This is a genomic window from Pseudonocardia sp. 73-21, from assembly GCF_001899645.1.
In the GTDB taxonomy this organism is placed as follows: Bacteria; Actinomycetota; Actinomycetes; order Mycobacteriales; family Pseudonocardiaceae; genus Pseudonocardia.
In genome coordinates this window covers 88586-104115 of the sequence record NZ_MKVV01000071.1, presented here as the reverse complement: position 1 = coordinate 104115, position 15530 = coordinate 88586, and the positions used below count along the sequence as shown (strand labels likewise).

Sequence of the window (15530 nt, the reverse complement as noted above, 5' to 3'; positions counted from 1 at the left end):
GTTCGGAACGTATTCATCAAGATCACCTCAGATCAGAGGGATGTTGCGACCGTTCCTTGAATCCGCCGCCCTCCGCAGGGCACCCACGTACGGCGCACGGCGATCATGGACCTCGGTCAGCGGCTCTTCTCGACGTGCGCGTGGGCGGCGGACCCGGCACCGCCGTTCTCGGCCGCCCACTTCACCGAGTCGACGATCATCTCGTAGCCCGTGCACCGGCACAGGTTGCCCTCGATGCCCTCGCGGATGGCGGCGTCATCGGGGTGCGGCTCGTCGATGAGCAGGCCGGTGGCGGCCATGACCATGCCCGGTGTGCAGTAGCCGCACTGCAGGCCGTGGCACTGCCGGAACCCCTCCTGCACCGGGGAGAGCTCGCCGTGCTCGGCGAGGCCCTCGATCGTGAGGATCTCGCCCTCGTCGGCGGCGACGGTGAGCACGGTGCACGACTTCACCGTGCGCCCGTTGAGCATGACGGTGCAGGCGCCGCAGTTGGACGTGTCGCAGCCGACGTGGGTGCCGGTGAGCCGGCGGGTCTCCCGCAGGTAGTGCACGAGCAGCAGGCGGGACTCCACCTCGTCGGTGGTGGGGGAGCCGTTGACGGTGATCGTCACCTTGTGGTGGGACATGGGGTCAGCTCCCGTTCGCGGACTGGATGGCGCGCCACACCTTCTGGGGCGTGCAGGGCATGTCGATGGTGCGGATCCCGAGGTGGCTCAGGGCGTCGATCACGGAGTTGACGACGGCCTGCGGCGCCCCGGTGGCGCCGGACTCGCCCAACCCCTTGGCCCCCAACGGGTTGAAGCTCGTCGGAGTCACGAGATGGTCGGTCTCGTAGGGCGGCAGGTCCATCGCGCTCGGCACCGTGTAGCCGACGAGCGTGCCCGCGGTGGGCTGGCCGTCGGCGTCGTAGGTGACCTCCTCCAGCAGGGCCTGCGCGATGCCCTGCGCGATGCCGCCGTGGATCTGGCCCTTCGCCGTCAACGGGTTGATCACCACGCCGCAGTCGTCGACGGCCACGTAGCGCTGCACGTCGACGCGGCCGGTGCCGCGGTCGATCTCCACGACGCAGCAGTGCGCGCCCGAGGGATAGGACAGGTTCGACGGCTCGTGGTGCGCGGTCTCGTCGAGGCCGAGCTCCACGTCCGGCGGCAGCAGGTGCGGCTTCATCGCGCGGATGGCGACCTCGGCCATCGTGACGCTCGGGCCGCCGGTCCCGCGGACGGCGAACACCCCGTCGACGAGCTCGACGTCGGACTCGTCGGCCTCCAGCATGTGTGCCGCGATCCTGATCGCCTTGTCGCGCACCTTGTTGGCCGCCTTGAACACCGCCGAGCCGCCGACGGCGATGCCGCGGCTGCCCATCGTGCCGATGCCCTCCTGCACGGTGGCGGTGTCGCCGTGGATGACGCTGATGCGGTCGAACGGGATGGAGAGCTGGTCGGACACGATCTGCGCGAACGCCGTCTGGTGGCTCTGGCCGTGCGGGCTCGTGCCGACGCTGACCACCGCGGAGCCGTCGGTGCTCAGGCGCACCTTGGCCGACTCCCAGCCGCCGACGTAGCCGAACTGCTCGAACAGCGGGGTGGGGCCGAAGCCGCCCATCTCGACGAACGTGGAGAACCCGATGCCCAGCAGCGGCTTCGACGGGTCGGCCCGGCGGGCCTCCTGCTCGGCGCGCAGCGCGGGGTAGTCGATGAGGCCCAGCAGCTTCTCCAGGGCCTTCGGGTAGTCGGCCTCGTCGTAGACGATGCCCTCGAACTGCGTGGCGTAGGGCATCTCGGCGGCCTGGATGAAGTTGCGCCGCCGCACGTCGAGGGGGTCGAGGCCCAGCTCCATCGCGACCGCGTCCATCACCCGCTCGATCATGTACGCGGCCTCGGGACGCCCCGCACCGCGGTAGGCGCCCACCGGCGTGGTGTTGGTGACCACCGAGCGGAAGCTCGGCGCGAGGACCGGGATCTTGTAGCAGCCCCCGGCCATGAACGACGTGAGCGTCGGCAGGCCGACGCCGGTGGTGTCGGGCCAGGCGCCGCAGTCCTGCGTGACCCGCAGGCGTAGCGCGAGCACCGCGCCGTCGTCGGCGAAGCCCACCTCGATGTCGTGGCTCTGGGCCCGCCCGTGGACCATCGAGGTCATGTTCTCGCTGCGGCTCTCCACGTACTTGACGGGACGCCCGAGCCGGCGCGACAGCTCCGCGCAGAGCAGGAACTCCGGGTAGAACGACGCCTTCGCGCCGAACCCGCCGCCGACGTCGGGGGCCACCACCCGCACCTCGTGCTGGGGCAGCCCGAACATCACCGCGATCTCGTTGCGGTTGTGGTGCGGGTTCTGCGTGGTCAGGTACAGCGTCAGACCCTGGGCCTGCCAGTCGGCGAGGCACACCGTGGGCTCCATCGGCACGGCCGCGCACCGCTGGTTCTCCAGGTGCAGCGACAGGCGGTGCGGGGCGGCGGCCAGCTCGGCCTCGCCGTCGGTGGCCGAGAGCTGTTGCTCGAGGACGACGTTGCTCGGCAGGCCCGGCAGGATCGGCTCGGCGCCCGCGGCGGTGGCCGCCGCGACGGAGGCCATCACCGGCAGGTCGGTGTAGTCGACGTGCACGAGCCCGGCGGCGTCGGCGGCGATGTAGGGGTCCTCCGCGACGACGACGGCCACCGGCTCGCCGACGAAGCGCACGCGGTCCACGGCGAGGCAGGGCCGTTCCATGCCGGGCACCGACCGGTTCGCCGGCATCCCCGCCAGGTCGGCGGCCGTCCAGACCCCGAGGACGCCGGGCACCGCGCGGGCCTCGGCCGCGTCGATCCCGTCGATCATGGCGTGCGCGGAGAAGCTGCGGACGTACGCCATGTGGACCGTGCCGGAGAGCCGGATGTCGTCCACGTAGTTCCCGCGGCCCGTCAGGAGGGCGGGATCCTCCTTGCGGATCACCGCTGCGCCGACCATGGAACCCACGGGGGACCTCCTCGTCCAGGCTGTGCCGCCGGTCACAGACAGCGACGTTAGGAACCTAACGTCGCCTCTCCCGGATGGCAAGAAGGTCCGCACCAGCGGCAGAAGGTGCGCTCGAACCCCCGCACGACCACCTGTGCGACGACGGTGCCGCTCGCCGCTCCCCGGTCACGGATCGAGGACATCACCGAGCGTGGCCCGCCAGACCCCGAGATCGACGTAGTCCCGGAACCCGCTGATCAGACCGGTCCCGGGATCCACCTCGACCACGCCGTTGCACGCGACGGCGTACTCGGTGCCGTCGATGACGAACCGGTCCACGCGCTCCAGCCAGGCGCGCTCGGCCGTGTAGCTCGCGGTCACGATCTCCCAGTGCACCCACGACGACCGTTCCAGGATCGGCGCGAGCAGTCCGCGCACGCCGCCCGGGCCGACCACAGGTGGGTGCGGCACGTTGGCGTAGGTGGCCGTGGCGGTGAAGCAGGCCGCGGCCGCCGCGGCGTCGCGGGCGTGCACGGCGTCGAGGAAGCGGCCGACGATCTCGCTGCTCATGGGGTCGATGGTCCGGCTCGCAGGCCCGCTCGCCGGCTGGAGACCACCGGGTACGACGCGAAGTGGTCGCGCGCCGACGCCGGGCCGCGCTCCGCGGGGGTGTCCGGGTCGGCGCGGCCGGCGGCGAGGAACGGCGCGAGCGTGTCGCGCACGGGGTCGCGCAGGATCGTCTTCTCCCCGTAGCGCAACGTGCCGCGGCGGCACAGCCGGTTCTCCATCCGGTGCCGCAGGCGGTGCCCGGCGCCGTGCGGCACCAGCGGGCTGTCGGCCATCACCGCGCCGCCCGCGTCGTAGAGGGCCCGCTGCAGGTCGTGCCGGCGGCAGGCCTCCCCCACGTCCGCGTAGCCGTCCGGGGTGATGGTCTCCATGCGTGGCGACGCTAACAGCTTGACGTGGGTGCCCTAACGACTAAATTTGCGGAACGCGCCGATGGAGGAGCCCGCCGTGACCGCAGTTGCCGCCGAGGAAGCCGCCCCCGAACACCGGACGGTCGTGCTCAGCACGTTCGCCGACGCCAAGGACGCCTACCGGAGCAAGGACCTGCGCCAGTCGCTCTACGACGAGGGCGAGGTCGTGATGGCCGACGTCCTGGTCAACCTGCACGGCGAGGAGCACCGCTCCCGGCGACGGGTGGAGAACCGGATGTTCCGGCGGGAGGTGTTCGAGCGCTACGAGCGCGACCTGTTCCCGGCCGTCACCGACGCGACGATCGCCCCGTACGTGGCGGCGGGCCGGGTGGACCTCGTGCATCTCGGTCACGAGCTGATGCTCAACCTGGCCGCGCTCACAGCCGGCGTCGACCGGCCCGAAGGTACGGCGGAGGAGACCGAGCGGCTCTACGCCTACATGATGTCGTTCATCGAGGGCGCCACGCTCGCGCACTCCACGAAGGACAAGGCGGTGCAGCGTGGCGTCATCGCCCAGGCCCTCGACGACTGGGACGCGGAGTTCCTCGCCCCGTCCATCGCGCGGCGCCGCGACCTGCTGGCCCGCGAGGCGGCGGGGGAGGACGTCGAGGTCCCGCGCGACGTGCTGGCCACGCTGCTGCGCCACGCCGACGAGCTGACGCTGGCCCCCGAGGTGATCCGCCGCGAGGTCGCGTTCTTCCTGCTGGCCGGCGCGCACACCAGCGCCACGGCGTTCGTCCGCGCGATCGACCACATCCTCGGCTGGATCGACGAGCACCCCGAGGACGCGGCCGCCGCGGTGGACGACCCGCTGTTCGTGCAGCGCTGCATCCACGAGACCGTGCGGCTCAACCCGTCGAGCCCCACCGGACGACGCCGCGCCCTGGCCCCGGTGTCGCTGCGCTCGGGCATCGACATCCCCGAGGGCGCCACGGTGGTGATCGACCTGCAGGCGGTGAACCGGGACGTCACGCTGTTCGGCGCCGACGCGGCCGACTTCAACCCGCGCCGCACGCTGCCGCCGGGCGTCGCGCCGTTCGGGCTCAGCTTCGCCGCGGGAATGCACGTCTGCATCGGCCAGGACCTCGCCGCCGGCGTGGTGCAGCGCGCCGACACCGATCCGGGGTCGCACCTGTTCGGGCTGGTCACCGGCGCGGTGCAGCAGATGTTCGCCGCCGGCACCCGGCGCGACCCCGACAACCCGCCCCGGCGCGACGCCGCCACCGCGCGGCCGTACTGGGGCTCGTACCCCGTGCTGCTGGGATGAGCTACCGCGTCGAGATCGACCGGGACGTCTGCATCAGCTCGGGCAGGTGCGTCGCCGATCGGCCCGACCTGTTCCGCTTCGACGACGAGGAGCTGGCCGAACCGGTGCCCGGCGCGACGCTCCCGGCGGACGCCGCCCTGCTCGACCTCGCGCGCACGTGCCCGTCGGGAGCCCTGCGGCTGTTCGACGGGGAGGTGGAGATCGACGCCGGTTGACACGCCGTCCCTCAGGGGGACGGCGGCCCGCCCGCTGCGGACGGAGCAGCCCCCGGACCGACGGGCGGGTTCTCGAGGAACCACTCCACGATGCCGGGCATGCGCGGCTCGAAGGCTCCGGGCGTGTGGACGTTGAGGGCCCCGGCCCGCTCGTCGGTGCGGTTCTGGAAGTCGTGCGGCGTGCCGCCCGGGGCCAGCACGAACGATCCCTCCGGCGCGTCGATCCAGCGGTCGCCGACGAGGAAGGTCATCGTGCCCTCGAGGACGTAGAAGACGTCGTCCTCCGGGTGGGTGTGCGCGCCCGGGCCCGTGGTGTGCGGCTCCATCCACCACTCCGAGATCGAGTACCGGTCGACCGTCTCCGCCCCGTCGGCCTTGAACACCGCGGTGATCGGCCCCATGTCGTACCGGCGCCCTTCCCCGGGAGCGAGGTGGACCGGCGGCCGTCCTGCCTGGTCTGCATCCATGCCGCGACGGTAGCGACGCGGGGGGCGGCCGGGCTTGGACGAATGGGAAGCGCCTACGGCAGGCGCAGGAGGCGGGCGGCGTTCGCGGCCGGGAGCTCCCATCACCGGTCAGCTGCTCGCCGTGGACGGCGGCGTCACCAAGGGCGCGCTGCTGGGCACGGTCCGGCTGAAGTCGACGGACTCCGCCGGAGCGCCTGGTGCGACGATGTGACGCCGCGAGTTCGACCAGTCGATCGACACCCTCCGCGACGCGTTGCCCGGCATCGCCTCGCCGCCGCAGGTCCGGCTGGTGCACAACCTGTCGGACCGGGCGTCGCTGCTGGCCCGCGCCGAGGACGTCGTGTCCGCGGCCCGCAAGGACCTGTTCCTCTCCGGGTGGCCCGCGCATCGCCATGCACCTGGTCGCGGAGAAGTTCACGCCCGACGACTTCGAGTCCTTCTGGACCTCGGACCCGGACCTGCGCCGCCTGCGCGCCGACCACGGCGCCCCCGCCGCGCTGCTGCAGCGGGGCGCCGGCGCGACGGCCCCGGCCCCCCGCGGCCGCCGCTCCTCCTGACGGGCCCGACCCCCGCCCGACTCCATGTGACGGTTGCGGGCGGGGCGGGGCGGGTGACGTTCAGGCGTTCGTGACGCCCGGGCCCGGGCCGCCGTCGATGGTGAGGACGCTGCCGGTGGCCCACTCGGCGGCGAGCAGGTACTCCAGCTGAGCCGCAGGTCGCCGTGCACCTCGTCCACCAACGTGAAGCCGCCGAGACCGGACGTCAGCGGGTGCTCGCCGGTGACCGACACCTCGACGGCCGGCCCGAGCCGCGGGTGCTGCGAGCGCCCCCACTCCCACGCGCCGCGACCCGGCCCACTCCCGTTGTGAGGACACTGACGACTAGTGGGCCTAGCGGTTCGTCCACCGTGGCGCGCGCTTCTGGGCGAACGCCGTCACGCCCTCCGTCGCGTCGGCGCTGGCCATCAGCTCGTCGAGGGCGGGGGACGGGAAGGTGACGGCGTCCACGACATCCGGGATGCCGCGGGTCTCCGCCATGATCTGCAGCGACATCCGCACCGAGGTCGGGGAGCCGGCCAGGATCTCGGCGGCGAGCGCGCGGGCGCCCTCCACCGCCGCACCGGCGTCGGTGACCCGGTTGACCAGGCCGAAGCCGAGCGCCTCGTCGGCCGAGAGGCGGCGCCCGGTCAGGATCATCTCGGTGGCGACGGTGGGCGGCACCGTGCGCGGCAGCCGCACCAGCCCGCCCGCGCCGGCGACGAGGCCGACCCGCACCTCCGAGAGCGCGAACCGGGCCGTCGCGTCGGCGACGACGAGGTGGCAGGCCATCGCGATCTCGCAGCCGCCGCCCATCGCGAACCCGTTGACGGCGGCGATCACGGGCTTGGGCATCGAGCGGCGGCTGGTGAGCCCGGCGAACCCGTTCTTGGGCACCCACATCGGCTTGCCGCTGGCGGAGTAGACGAGGTCGTTGCCGGCGGAGAACGCCTTGTCCCCGGCTCCGGTGAGGATCGCGACCCACAGGTCGGGGTCGGCGAAGTAGGCGTCGAAGATCTCGTCGAGCTCCTCGTTGGCCATGGGGTGCAGCGAGTTGCGGGCCTCGGGCCGGTTGATCGTGATCTCCAGCAGGTGCCCGTCGCGGCGCACCAGCACGTGCTCGTAGCTCTTGCGCAGCCCGGCCGCGCGCGGTGGGTGCAGCTCGTCCATCCGCTCCCGGGAGACCGTGACGCGGTTGCCGACGCCGAACGAGCGGACGTGGACGCGGGTACCGATCGGCTCTCCGGACGAGAGGAGGTCGAGGGCGTCGTCACCCTCGGTCAGCGCCAGGAACCGGCGGCCGTCGGCCTCCAGCCGGCCGACCACGACGCCGGTGCGCGCGCCGCCCCGCCCGTGCTTGACGGTGTAGGTCTCGACGGTGCCCCAGCCGTCGGCCGTCACCGCCTGCGAGACGGTGGGTCCGGCGTCGAGCTCGGCCTGCAGGTCGGCGCTGCGGTCGGAGCGCCACTCCACCGGCGTGGTGGAGTAGACGCCCGCCGAGTACTTGCTCAGGATGCCGCCGTTGGCGCCGACGAACCCGTAGCTGCCGGGTGCGGCGCGCAGGCGGTGCACGGTCTCGGCCACGGCGTGCAGCGAGTAGTTGTTGCCGGCGCCGCCGAAGAACGGCAGCCCGCCGGTGAGCGTCAGGCCGCGGGGGTCGTCGGCGGCCAGCCCGAGACCGTCGGCGACCGCGGAGACGGCGACGGGGAAGCAGCTGTAGAGGTCGATGGTGGTGAGGTCGTCCACGCCGATCCCGGCGACCTCCAGCGCGTGCCGGGCGGCCGCCACCGACGCGGGGGCGGCACCCAGGTCGGGGCGCTCGAGCAGGTCGCGCTCGCGCAGGTCGGCGTGGCCGTGCAGGTACACGCGGTTCGCGGCGGGCACCCCGAGGCGGTCGGCCGCGGCCGTCGACATCAGCAGCGCGGCGGCGCCCTGGTTGACCTGGTCGCGGGCCACCAGGTAGCGCGGGTAGGGGTCGGCGATGGGCCGGTTGCGCTCGCTGGGCGTGACGAGCTCGGCGGCGCTGCGCTCGGTGGGCGCGGCGGCGTGCGGGTTCTTGGCCGCGACGCGCGTGAACGGCGCGAAGAGTGCGCCCATCCCGGCGGCGTACTGCTCGCGGGTCTCGCCGCGGCGGGCGCGGCGGGCGTTGTCGAGCAGCGCGTACTGGCTCGGCGCGTCGCTGAGGCCGTGGGCGACCTGGTGGCGGGAGGTGAGGCCCTTGAGGCCGAAGCCGCGGTCCTCGAGGTCGCCCTCGGCGTGCTCGGAGAAGTCGGGCCTGTCCTCCCGGGCGGCCAGGTGGCGGACGGTGGAGATCGCCTCCGAGCCGAACACCAGCGCCACCTGCGACGACCCGGCCGCGATGGCCCCGGCCAGCTCGGTGATCAGGTGCTGGGGGGACTGGCCGCCCGCCACCTCCAGGATCGCCCGCGCCGGCGCGGCCCCCACCGCGTTCGCGACCGACCGCGGGTAGTTGTCCGAGCGGCCCAGCGGAGCCTGCGCCATCGGCGTCGAGATCTCGAACTGGCGCACCCCGGCCACGGTGTCGATCGCCGCGGCGACGGCGGCGGGATCGGCGCCCGAGTCGGCCAGCGCCTCGGCCGCGGCGACCGCGGCCAGCCCGACGGCGGACAGGCGGCGGTAGCCGGGGTCGTCGATGCGGTCCGACGCCTGGCCGACGCCGACGACAACCGGGGTGTTCGGGTCGAGGCTCATGCTTCGCTCCTGACGGGGTCGCGGAGGTCACCGCGGTCGGTGAGGTACTGGACGTGGGCGCCGGTCTCGGCCAGCGCCCCGATGCGCATCGGCCCGACCTCGGCCCACGGCCGGGACCAGGTCAGGCGTTCGGTGATCTGCCACAGCGTCGGGTCGTCGAGGTCGGCGACGACGGCGAGCAGCTCCTGGCAACGGCGCTCGTGGTGCTGTTGTAGCGCCCTTGTGCGCAGAGCCAGGCCCTGGAACCGGTACTCGTGCGCGGGCAGCACGTCGGTCGTACCGCCGTCCAGCGCACCGATCTTGTCCAGGGACGTGAGGAAGTCCGCCAGCGGCGGGTTGGTCGTCAGCGGCTGCAGTCCGATGTTGGGGGTGATCCGGGGCAGCACGTGGTCGCCGGTGAGCACGAGGTCGTCGTCGGGCAGGTGCAGGCAGAGGTGGCCGGGGGTGTGGCCCGGCGTCCAGAGCACCCGGACCGTGCGGCCGTGGAGCGGCACGAGGTCGCCGTCGTCGAGCAGGAGGTCGGGCTCGGCCATCGGCCGGGTGTGGCCGTCCGGGCCGAAGCTCGTCGAGATGGCCCCCACCAGCTCGGTGATCGCCTCCTCCGGCGCTCCGCTGCGCCGCAACCAGCCGGAGGCGGCGTCGCGGTGCCCACCCTCCCCGACGGCCGCGCGCTGCGGGAGCGAGTCGCGCTCGGCGGGGTGCATCGCCACCCAGGCCCCCGACGCGTCGCGCAGCCGCGCGGTGAGCCCGTGGTGGTCGGGATGGACGTGGGTGGCGACGACGCCCGTGACGTCCGAGGGGGCCGCACCGGCGGTGGCCAGGCCGTCGAGCAGCGCCGTCCAGCCCCCGGGGGTGTCCCAGCCGGGGTCGACGACGACCAGCCCGTCGTCGGCGGTGAGCAGGTAGCACAGCGTGTAGCGCAGCGGGCTGTCCGGGATCGGCACCGGCACCGACCACAGCCCGCCGTCCAGGCGTTCGACCGGCGGCAGCGTCCGCTCCCGCCACGCGGCGTGCTGCGCCGTACCGGTGATCGTGATCTGCACCGTGCCCGCTTCCTAGACGTTCATCGTCTGTAAATCGGTCCTGACCGTAACCCGGCGCCGTCCCGCGTTCAAGGAGGGCTACGTCGCGATCGCGGCGCGCAGCAGGAAGTCGACGAGCCGCTCCGCGTAGTCGTCGACGTCGCTCACCAGCCGGGGCAGCAGGTGGGCCGGGGTGGACGACACGTGCATGGCGACGCCGCCGCACAGCGTGTCGAGCAGCAGGGTGACCGAGGCACTCTCCGGGATCTCGCCGCGCCGGATGCCGCGGCGCACCATCGCGCGGGCCGCCAGCACCTGCGACCCGCGCAGTTCCTCCCAGCGCTGGGCCACGCCCGGGATCGACGGAGCCTCGACGCTGATCCGCTGCACCGCCCGGCTGCTCTCGCCGAGGTAGAGGCGCAGCATCTGCCGGGCCAGGTCGACGAGGTCGCCGCGCAGGGTGCCGGTGTCGGTGTCGGCGATGTCGATGATGCGGGTGGCCAGCGCGTCGGCCAGGAGGCTCTCCTTGGTGCTCCAGCGCAGGTAGATCGACGCCTTGCCCACGCCCGCGCGCCGGGCCACCGCCTCGAGGCTGAAGCCGGCCCAGCCCGCCTCGCCGAACAGGTCGACGGCGGCGAGGGTGATCCGGCGGTCGACCTCCGGGTCGCGGGGCCGTCCGGCGGGGGCGGTGGCGGTCATGTCTCTCCGGTACTTGCTAGACGGTACCCGTCACTATAGCGTCGGTCCGGCTTACTGACGGATGCCGTTCAGGAGATCCCATGACACTGTCGTCCGGCCGGCTCGAGTCCCTGTTCCGCCCGCGCAGCATCGCGCTGGTCGGGGCGGCGAACAAGTCGCTGTTCTCCCACCTCGCCTACACCAACCTCGTGGACTTCGGCTTCGCCGACCGCACGTTCCTGGTCAACCGCCGCGGTGCGGAGACCCACGGCCGGGCCACCGTCACCTCGTGTGCGGAGATCGGGGAGCCCGTCGACGTCGCCTACCTGATGGTGCCGCAGGCCGCCACGCTCGACGCCCTGTCCGACGCCGCGGCCGCCGGCATCCGCAACGCCGTGATCCTGTCGTCGGGCTACGGCGAGGCCGGGCCGGACGGCCGGGCGGCCCAGGACGAGCTGGTGGCCCACGCCGAGTCGCTCGACATGGTGCTGCTCGGCCCCAACCACCTCGGCTTCGCCAACCTCGCCGCACAGATCCCCGTCACGTCCGTGCCGGGGCTGCCGCGCGTCGCCGGGCCCGTGGCGCTGCTGTCGCAGAGCGGCGCCAGCTCCAGCGCGATGCTCGACTTCGCGACCGTCGCCGGCGTCGGCCTGTCCTACCTGGTCACGCTGGGCAACGAGGCCATGATCACCGCGGGGCACGTGCTCGACCACCTCGTCGACGACGACGCCACGCGCGCGGTGGCGATCTTCATGGAGACGGTGCGCGACCCGGCGGTGTTCACCCGCGCCGCCCGGCGCGCCGCGGAGGCCGGCAAGGCCGTGGTCGTGCTGAAGGCGGGCAGCAGCGAGCTCTCCGCGCGCACAGCCGCGGCCCACACCGGGGCGCTGGTGGGCGACGACGCCACGATCGACGCGGTGTTCCGCGACCTCGGCGTGATCCGCGTGGACTCCATCGAGGACATGCTGATCACGGCGGGCGCCGCCGCGCACCTGGGGCGGCTCGCGCGGCCCGGCGTCGGCGTGGTGTCGATCTCCGGCGGGGCGTGCGACATCATCGCCGACCGCGCCCAGGATCTCGGGATGGTGCTGCCCGAGCTCGCCGGGCCCACGCGCGCGGCGCTCGCCGACGCCATGCCCGACTACGGCACCGTGCAGAACCCGCTCGACGTCACCGGCGCCGCGATCATCGACCCCGGCCTGTTCACGCGCACGATCACCGCGATGGCGGACGACCCGTCCGTCGGGGTGGTGGCCGTGGTCAACACCCTGCCGTGGGTGTCGGACGGGCGCCCCTACAGCGGGCAGGTGTTCGTCGACGCCATCGGCGCGGGTGCCGCGCAGGCCGCCGTGCCGGTCGTCTACGTCAACCAGGTGCTGCAGCCGATCACCGACCACACGCGCGCGGTGATGGCCGCGGGCGGGGTGCCGTACGCGATCCCCGGGCTGCGCCAGGCCGTGGTGGCGCTGCGCAACGTGGCGTGGTGGTCGTCGGCGTCGCTCCCGGCCGCGCCGTCGGACAGGGCCGCCGTCCCGGTGCCGGAGGCCGCCGCGCGCCACGGGGCGTGGTCGGAGGACGCCGCCCGCCGGCTGCTGGCCGACGCCGGGATCCCGGTCGTGCCCGCCCGGCTCGTCGGGTCGGCGGACGAGGCCGTCAAGGCCGCGGCCGACATCGGAGGGGCCGTCGCGCTGAAGATCGTGTCGCCGGGGATCCTGCACAAGAGCGACATCGGCGGGGTCCGGCTCGGGGTCCGGGGCGACGACGCGGTGCGCGAGGCCCACGCCGCCGTCACCGGGGCGGCGGGCGGGGCGCCGGTGGAGGGCGTGCTCGTCTCCCCGATGCGCGGGCCGGCCACGGAACTGCTCGTCGGTGTGGTGCGCGACCCGCAGTGGGGCCCGATCCTCGCCGTCGCGTTGGGCGGGATCTTCGTCGAGGTGGTCGACGACTCCGTGCTGTCCCCGCTGCCCGTGGCGCCGGCGAAGGCCGCCGCGATGCTGCGCGGTCTGCGTACCGTCGCCGTGCTCGACGGGGTGCGCGGTGGCCCGCCCGCCGACGTCGACGCGGTGGCCGCCGTCGTCGCCCGGATCGGGGACCTCGCGCTGGCTCTCGGCGACGAGCTGGAGTCGCTGGAGGTCAACCCGCTGCGCGTCGACGGCGCCACCGTCGAGGCCCTGGACGCCGTCGTCACCTGGAGGACCGCCTGATGCGCACCGCGCTGAACGACCTGCTGGGCATCGAGGCACCGCTGGTCGGGTTCAACCGCTCGCCCGGCGTGGTGGCCGAGGTGAGCCGGGCCGGCGGCCTGGGGGTGCTGGCGGCCACCGCCTACACCCCGGCCGAGCTCGATGCCCAGCTCACGTGGATCGAACGGCAGGTCCAGGGCCGGCCCTACGGGGTCGACCTGCTGGTGCCGGGGAAGAAGGCCGCGGGCGACCCCCGCGACCTGGTGGCGAGCCTGCGCGCGCAGATCCCCGACGAGCACGTGCGGTTCGTCGAGGGGCTGCTGGAGCGCTACGACATCCCGCCGGCGAGTCGACCGCCGACGTCGAACGGGGAGCTGGCGGTCAACCTCGATCCCAGCGGCGTGCCCGCGCTGCTGGACGTGGTGTTCGCGCACCCGATCGCGCTGGTCGCGAACGCCCTGGGCACCCCGCCGCCGACGCTCGTCGACCGCGGGCACGCCGCAGGCGTCGTCGTGGCGTCGCTGGTCGGGAAGCCGGAGCACGCCGTCCGCCAGCTCGACGCGGGCGTGGACCTGCTCGTGGCGCAGGGCACCGAGGCGGGCGGCCACACCGGCACCATCGCCACGATGATCCTCACCCCGGAGATCGTCGACATCGCCGGCGACGTGCCGGTGCTGGCGGCGGGCGGCATCGCGTCGGGGCGGCAGATGGCGGCGGCGCTGGCGCTCGGGGCGGCCGGGGTCTGGTGCGGCTCGGTGTGGCTCTCGACCCACGAGGACATCACGCCGCTGTCGGTGAAGCGGAAGTTCCTGGCCGCCACCAGCTCCGACACCCTGCGCTCGCCGCTGCGCACCGGCAAGCCCGCGCGCCAGCTGCGCAGCGCCTGGCACGACGAGTGGGAGCGCCCCGGCAGCCCGGCGCCGCTGCCGATGCCGTTGCAGCCCATGCTGATCGGCGAGGCGTGGGAGCGCATCGACGAGGCCGCGGACCGGGGCCACCCGGGCGCCACCGCGCTGGAGTCGTTCTTCATCGGGCAGGTGGTGGGGGCGTTCGCGGAGCTGCGGCCGGCGGCGGAGGTCGCCGGAAGGATCATCGACGACTGTGCCCGGCGGCTCCGGGAGCTGGGCACACTGGGCGGGTGACGGACACCGATGTCTTCCATCCCGCCGTGTTCGCCCGCGGCGTGCCGCACGAGGCGCTGCGGCACCTGCGCGACCACGAGCCCGTCTCCTGGCAGGCCGAGCCGGCCGTGGGGGAGTGGCCCGCCGGGCCCGGGTTCTGGGCGATCACCCGCTACGACGACGTGCGGTGGGTGCTGCGCACGCCGGAGGTCTTCAGCTCCTCGCTCGGCGCCACCCAGATCCGCGACGCCGACGCCGAGGACCTGCCGTTCATCCGGCGCATGATCCTCAACATGGACCCGCCGGAGCACCAGCGGGTCCGCACGCTCGTGACCGGCGCGTTCACCCGCCGCCGGCTGGAGCGGTTCTCCGCCGCCGTCGCCGAGCGCGCGGCGGCGCTGCTCGACGCCGTGGTCGCCGACGGCCGCTGCGACCTCCCGGCGCAGGTCACCGACGACTTCCCGCTGACGAACCTCGCCGAGCTGATGGGCGTCCCGGCGTCGGACCGGCACCTGCTGCTGAAGTGGACCAACCGCGTCATCGGCTACCAGGACGACGAGCACAGCGGCGATACCCAGGTCGTCCGGGACGTCAACGGCACCCCGGTCAACCCGCGCTCCCCGGCGATGCTGGCCGACATGTTCGCCTACGCCGGGGAGCTGGCCGACCACAAGCGCCGCCACCCCGCCGACGACGTCATGACCGCGCTGGTGGAGGCCCGCGTCGACGGCGAGGCGCTCACCGACACCGAGCTGCAGATGTTCTTCTTCCTGCTGACGGTGGCCGGCAACGACACCGTGCGGACGGCCCTGCCCGGTGGGGTGCTCGCGCTCGTCGAGCACCCCGGGGAGTACCGGCGGCTCCGTGCCGACCCCGGGCTGCTCCCGTCGGCGATCGAGGAGATGCTGCGCTGGCACCCGCCCGTGCTCACCTTCCGCCGCACCGCCGCGCAGGACGTCACGCTGCAGGGCGTCGACATCGCGGCGGGGGACAAGGTCGTCGTCTACCACGTGTCGGCCCACCGCGACGAGCGCCGCTTCCCCGACCCGTTCCGCTTCGACGTCGGCCGAACGCCCAATGAGCACATGGCCTTCGGGCAGGGCCCGCACGTGTGTCTGGGGGCGGGGTTCGCACGCCTGCAGATGCGCGCGTTCTTCACGGAGTTCCTGACCCGGCTGCCCGAGGTGGAGCTCGACGGTGAGCCGCGGAGGCTGACGTCGAACTTCATCAACGGGCTGACGAGCCTGCCGCTGCGCTGGGCTCAGCCGGTGTACGTGTCGTAGCGGGACCCGGTCCACCTGCATCGGGGAACGTGGTGATGTGGTCGGGCGTCCACTCGACGGCCCAGTTGTGCCACGGTGTCGCGGCGACGGCGACGGCGCCGTGGAGCTCCATGAAGTCGACCTCGCCGCCCACCGGCCGGT

At 73.6% G+C, this 15530-nt stretch carries 14 protein-coding genes; 6 read left to right on the top strand and 8 right to left on the bottom strand.

From position 1 onward, the window contains the following. Nucleotides 1-116: 116 nt before the first annotated feature. From BGP03_RS22975 to BGP03_RS22960, 4 genes are all read right to left on the bottom strand, one after another. Nucleotides 117-626: a (2Fe-2S)-binding protein gene (locus BGP03_RS22975; protein ID WP_296374691.1), complete on the bottom strand. Its 510-nt coding sequence runs from the start codon at nt 624-626 to the stop codon at nt 117-119. Nucleotides 627-630: 4 nt separating this feature from the next. Further along, complete coding sequence (locus BGP03_RS22970) at nt 631-2940, bottom strand: xanthine dehydrogenase family protein molybdopterin-binding subunit (protein ID WP_296374876.1); 2310 nt, start codon at nt 2938-2940, stop codon at nt 631-633. Between the two features lie 174 nt (nt 2941-3114). Then, a complete protein-coding gene (locus BGP03_RS22965; protein WP_296374693.1) occupies nt 3115-3498 on the bottom strand; it encodes a limonene-1,2-epoxide hydrolase family protein in 384 nt (127 codons plus the stop codon). Next, a complete protein-coding gene (locus tag BGP03_RS22960) occupies nt 3495-3866 on the bottom strand; it encodes a hypothetical protein (protein WP_298796932.1) in 372 nt (123 codons plus the stop codon). Before BGP03_RS22960 ends, BGP03_RS22965 begins: the two co-directional genes overlap by 4 nt. Nucleotides 3867-3942: 76 nt before the next feature. Between BGP03_RS22960 and BGP03_RS22955 the strand changes: the two genes are divergently transcribed. Both BGP03_RS22955 and BGP03_RS22950 read left to right on the top strand, forming a co-directional pair. After that, complete coding sequence (locus BGP03_RS22955) at nt 3943-5172, top strand: cytochrome P450 (protein ID WP_296374697.1); 1230 nt, start codon at nt 3943-3945, stop codon at nt 5170-5172. Beyond that, nucleotides 5169-5387, top strand: a complete 219-nt coding sequence (locus BGP03_RS22950; RefSeq protein ID WP_296374699.1) for a ferredoxin — start codon at nt 5169-5171, stop codon at nt 5385-5387. Before BGP03_RS22955 ends, BGP03_RS22950 begins: the two co-directional genes overlap by 4 nt. Before the next feature lie 11 nt (nt 5388-5398). Here the strand turns inward: BGP03_RS22950 and BGP03_RS22945 are convergent, their stop codons facing one another. Then, nucleotides 5399-5854 carry a cupin domain-containing protein gene (locus BGP03_RS22945; protein WP_298796936.1) on the bottom strand — a complete coding sequence of 152 codons (456 nt, stop codon included), beginning with the start codon at nt 5852-5854 and terminating at the stop codon, nt 5399-5401. Between the two features lie 392 nt (nt 5855-6246). On the opposite strand from BGP03_RS22945, the gene BGP03_RS22940 reads away from it, so the two are divergent. After that, nucleotides 6247-6411, top strand: coding sequence for a hypothetical protein (locus tag BGP03_RS22940; RefSeq protein WP_296374704.1), 165 nt, complete (start codon nt 6247-6249; stop codon nt 6409-6411). Nucleotides 6412-6744: 333 nt separating this feature from the next. On the opposite strand, the gene BGP03_RS22935 is transcribed toward BGP03_RS22940, so the two are convergent. From BGP03_RS22935 to BGP03_RS22925, 3 genes are all read right to left on the bottom strand, one after another. Further along, nucleotides 6745-9102 (bottom strand): acetyl-CoA acetyltransferase, encoded by a 2358-nt coding sequence (locus BGP03_RS22935; RefSeq protein WP_298796937.1) that lies wholly within the window; start codon nt 9100-9102, stop codon nt 6745-6747. Then, on the bottom strand, nt 9099-10145 hold the full coding sequence (locus BGP03_RS22930) for an MBL fold metallo-hydrolase (protein WP_298796939.1): 1047 nt from the start codon (nt 10143-10145) through the stop codon (nt 9099-9101). The genes BGP03_RS22935 and BGP03_RS22930 overlap by 4 nt, the downstream gene beginning before the upstream one ends. A gap of 78 nt (nt 10146-10223) precedes the next feature. After that, nucleotides 10224-10823 (bottom strand): TetR/AcrR family transcriptional regulator, encoded by a 600-nt coding sequence (locus BGP03_RS22925; protein ID WP_296374710.1) that lies wholly within the window; start codon nt 10821-10823, stop codon nt 10224-10226. Between the two features lie 80 nt (nt 10824-10903). On the opposite strand from BGP03_RS22925, the gene BGP03_RS22920 reads away from it, so the two are divergent. From BGP03_RS22920 to BGP03_RS22910, 3 genes are read left to right on the top strand one after another with little or no spacing between them, the layout of a single operon-like run. Further along, a complete protein-coding gene (locus BGP03_RS22920; RefSeq protein ID WP_298796941.1) occupies nt 10904-13006 on the top strand; it encodes an acetate--CoA ligase family protein in 2103 nt (700 codons plus the stop codon). Beyond that, nucleotides 13006-14127, top strand: a complete 1122-nt coding sequence (locus tag BGP03_RS22915; RefSeq protein ID WP_298796943.1) for a nitronate monooxygenase — start codon at nt 13006-13008, stop codon at nt 14125-14127. The genes BGP03_RS22920 and BGP03_RS22915 overlap by 1 nt, the downstream gene beginning before the upstream one ends. Beyond that, entirely contained in the window at nt 14124-15389 is a 1266-nt protein-coding gene (locus BGP03_RS22910; protein WP_298796946.1) for a cytochrome P450, read from the top strand. Before BGP03_RS22915 ends, BGP03_RS22910 begins: the two co-directional genes overlap by 4 nt. Nucleotides 15390-15530: the final 141 nt, after the last annotated feature.

Bases quoted from the DNA above. Each gene is read 5' to 3' on its own strand.
- BGP03_RS22945 (WP_298796936.1), bottom strand. From the start codon at position 5,854: ATGGATGCAGACCAGGCAGGACGGCCGCCGGTCCACCTCGCTCCCGGG.
- BGP03_RS22970 (WP_296374876.1), bottom strand. From the start codon at position 2,940: ATGGTCGGCGCAGCGGTGATCCGCAAGGAGGATCCCGCCCTCCTGACG.
- BGP03_RS22915 (WP_298796943.1), top strand. From the start codon at position 13,006: ATGCGCACCGCGCTGAACGACCTGCTGGGCATCGAGGCACCGCTGGTC.
- BGP03_RS22960 (WP_298796932.1), bottom strand. From the start codon at position 3,866: ATGGAGACCATCACCCCGGACGGCTACGCGGACGTGGGGGAGGCCTGC.
- BGP03_RS22950 (WP_296374699.1), top strand. From the start codon at position 5,169: ATGAGCTACCGCGTCGAGATCGACCGGGACGTCTGCATCAGCTCGGGC.
- BGP03_RS22935 (WP_298796937.1), bottom strand. From the start codon at position 9,102: ATGAGCCTCGACCCGAACACCCCGGTTGTCGTCGGCGTCGGCCAGGCG.
- BGP03_RS22975 (WP_296374691.1), bottom strand. From the start codon at position 626: ATGTCCCACCACAAGGTGACGATCACCGTCAACGGCTCCCCCACCACC.
- BGP03_RS22940 (WP_296374704.1), top strand. From the start codon at position 6,247: ATGCACCTGGTCGCGGAGAAGTTCACGCCCGACGACTTCGAGTCCTTC.
- BGP03_RS22920 (WP_298796941.1), top strand. From the start codon at position 10,904: ATGACACTGTCGTCCGGCCGGCTCGAGTCCCTGTTCCGCCCGCGCAGC.
- BGP03_RS22965 (WP_296374693.1), bottom strand. From the start codon at position 3,498: ATGAGCAGCGAGATCGTCGGCCGCTTCCTCGACGCCGTGCACGCCCGC.
- BGP03_RS22925 (WP_296374710.1), bottom strand. From the start codon at position 10,823: ATGACCGCCACCGCCCCCGCCGGACGGCCCCGCGACCCGGAGGTCGAC.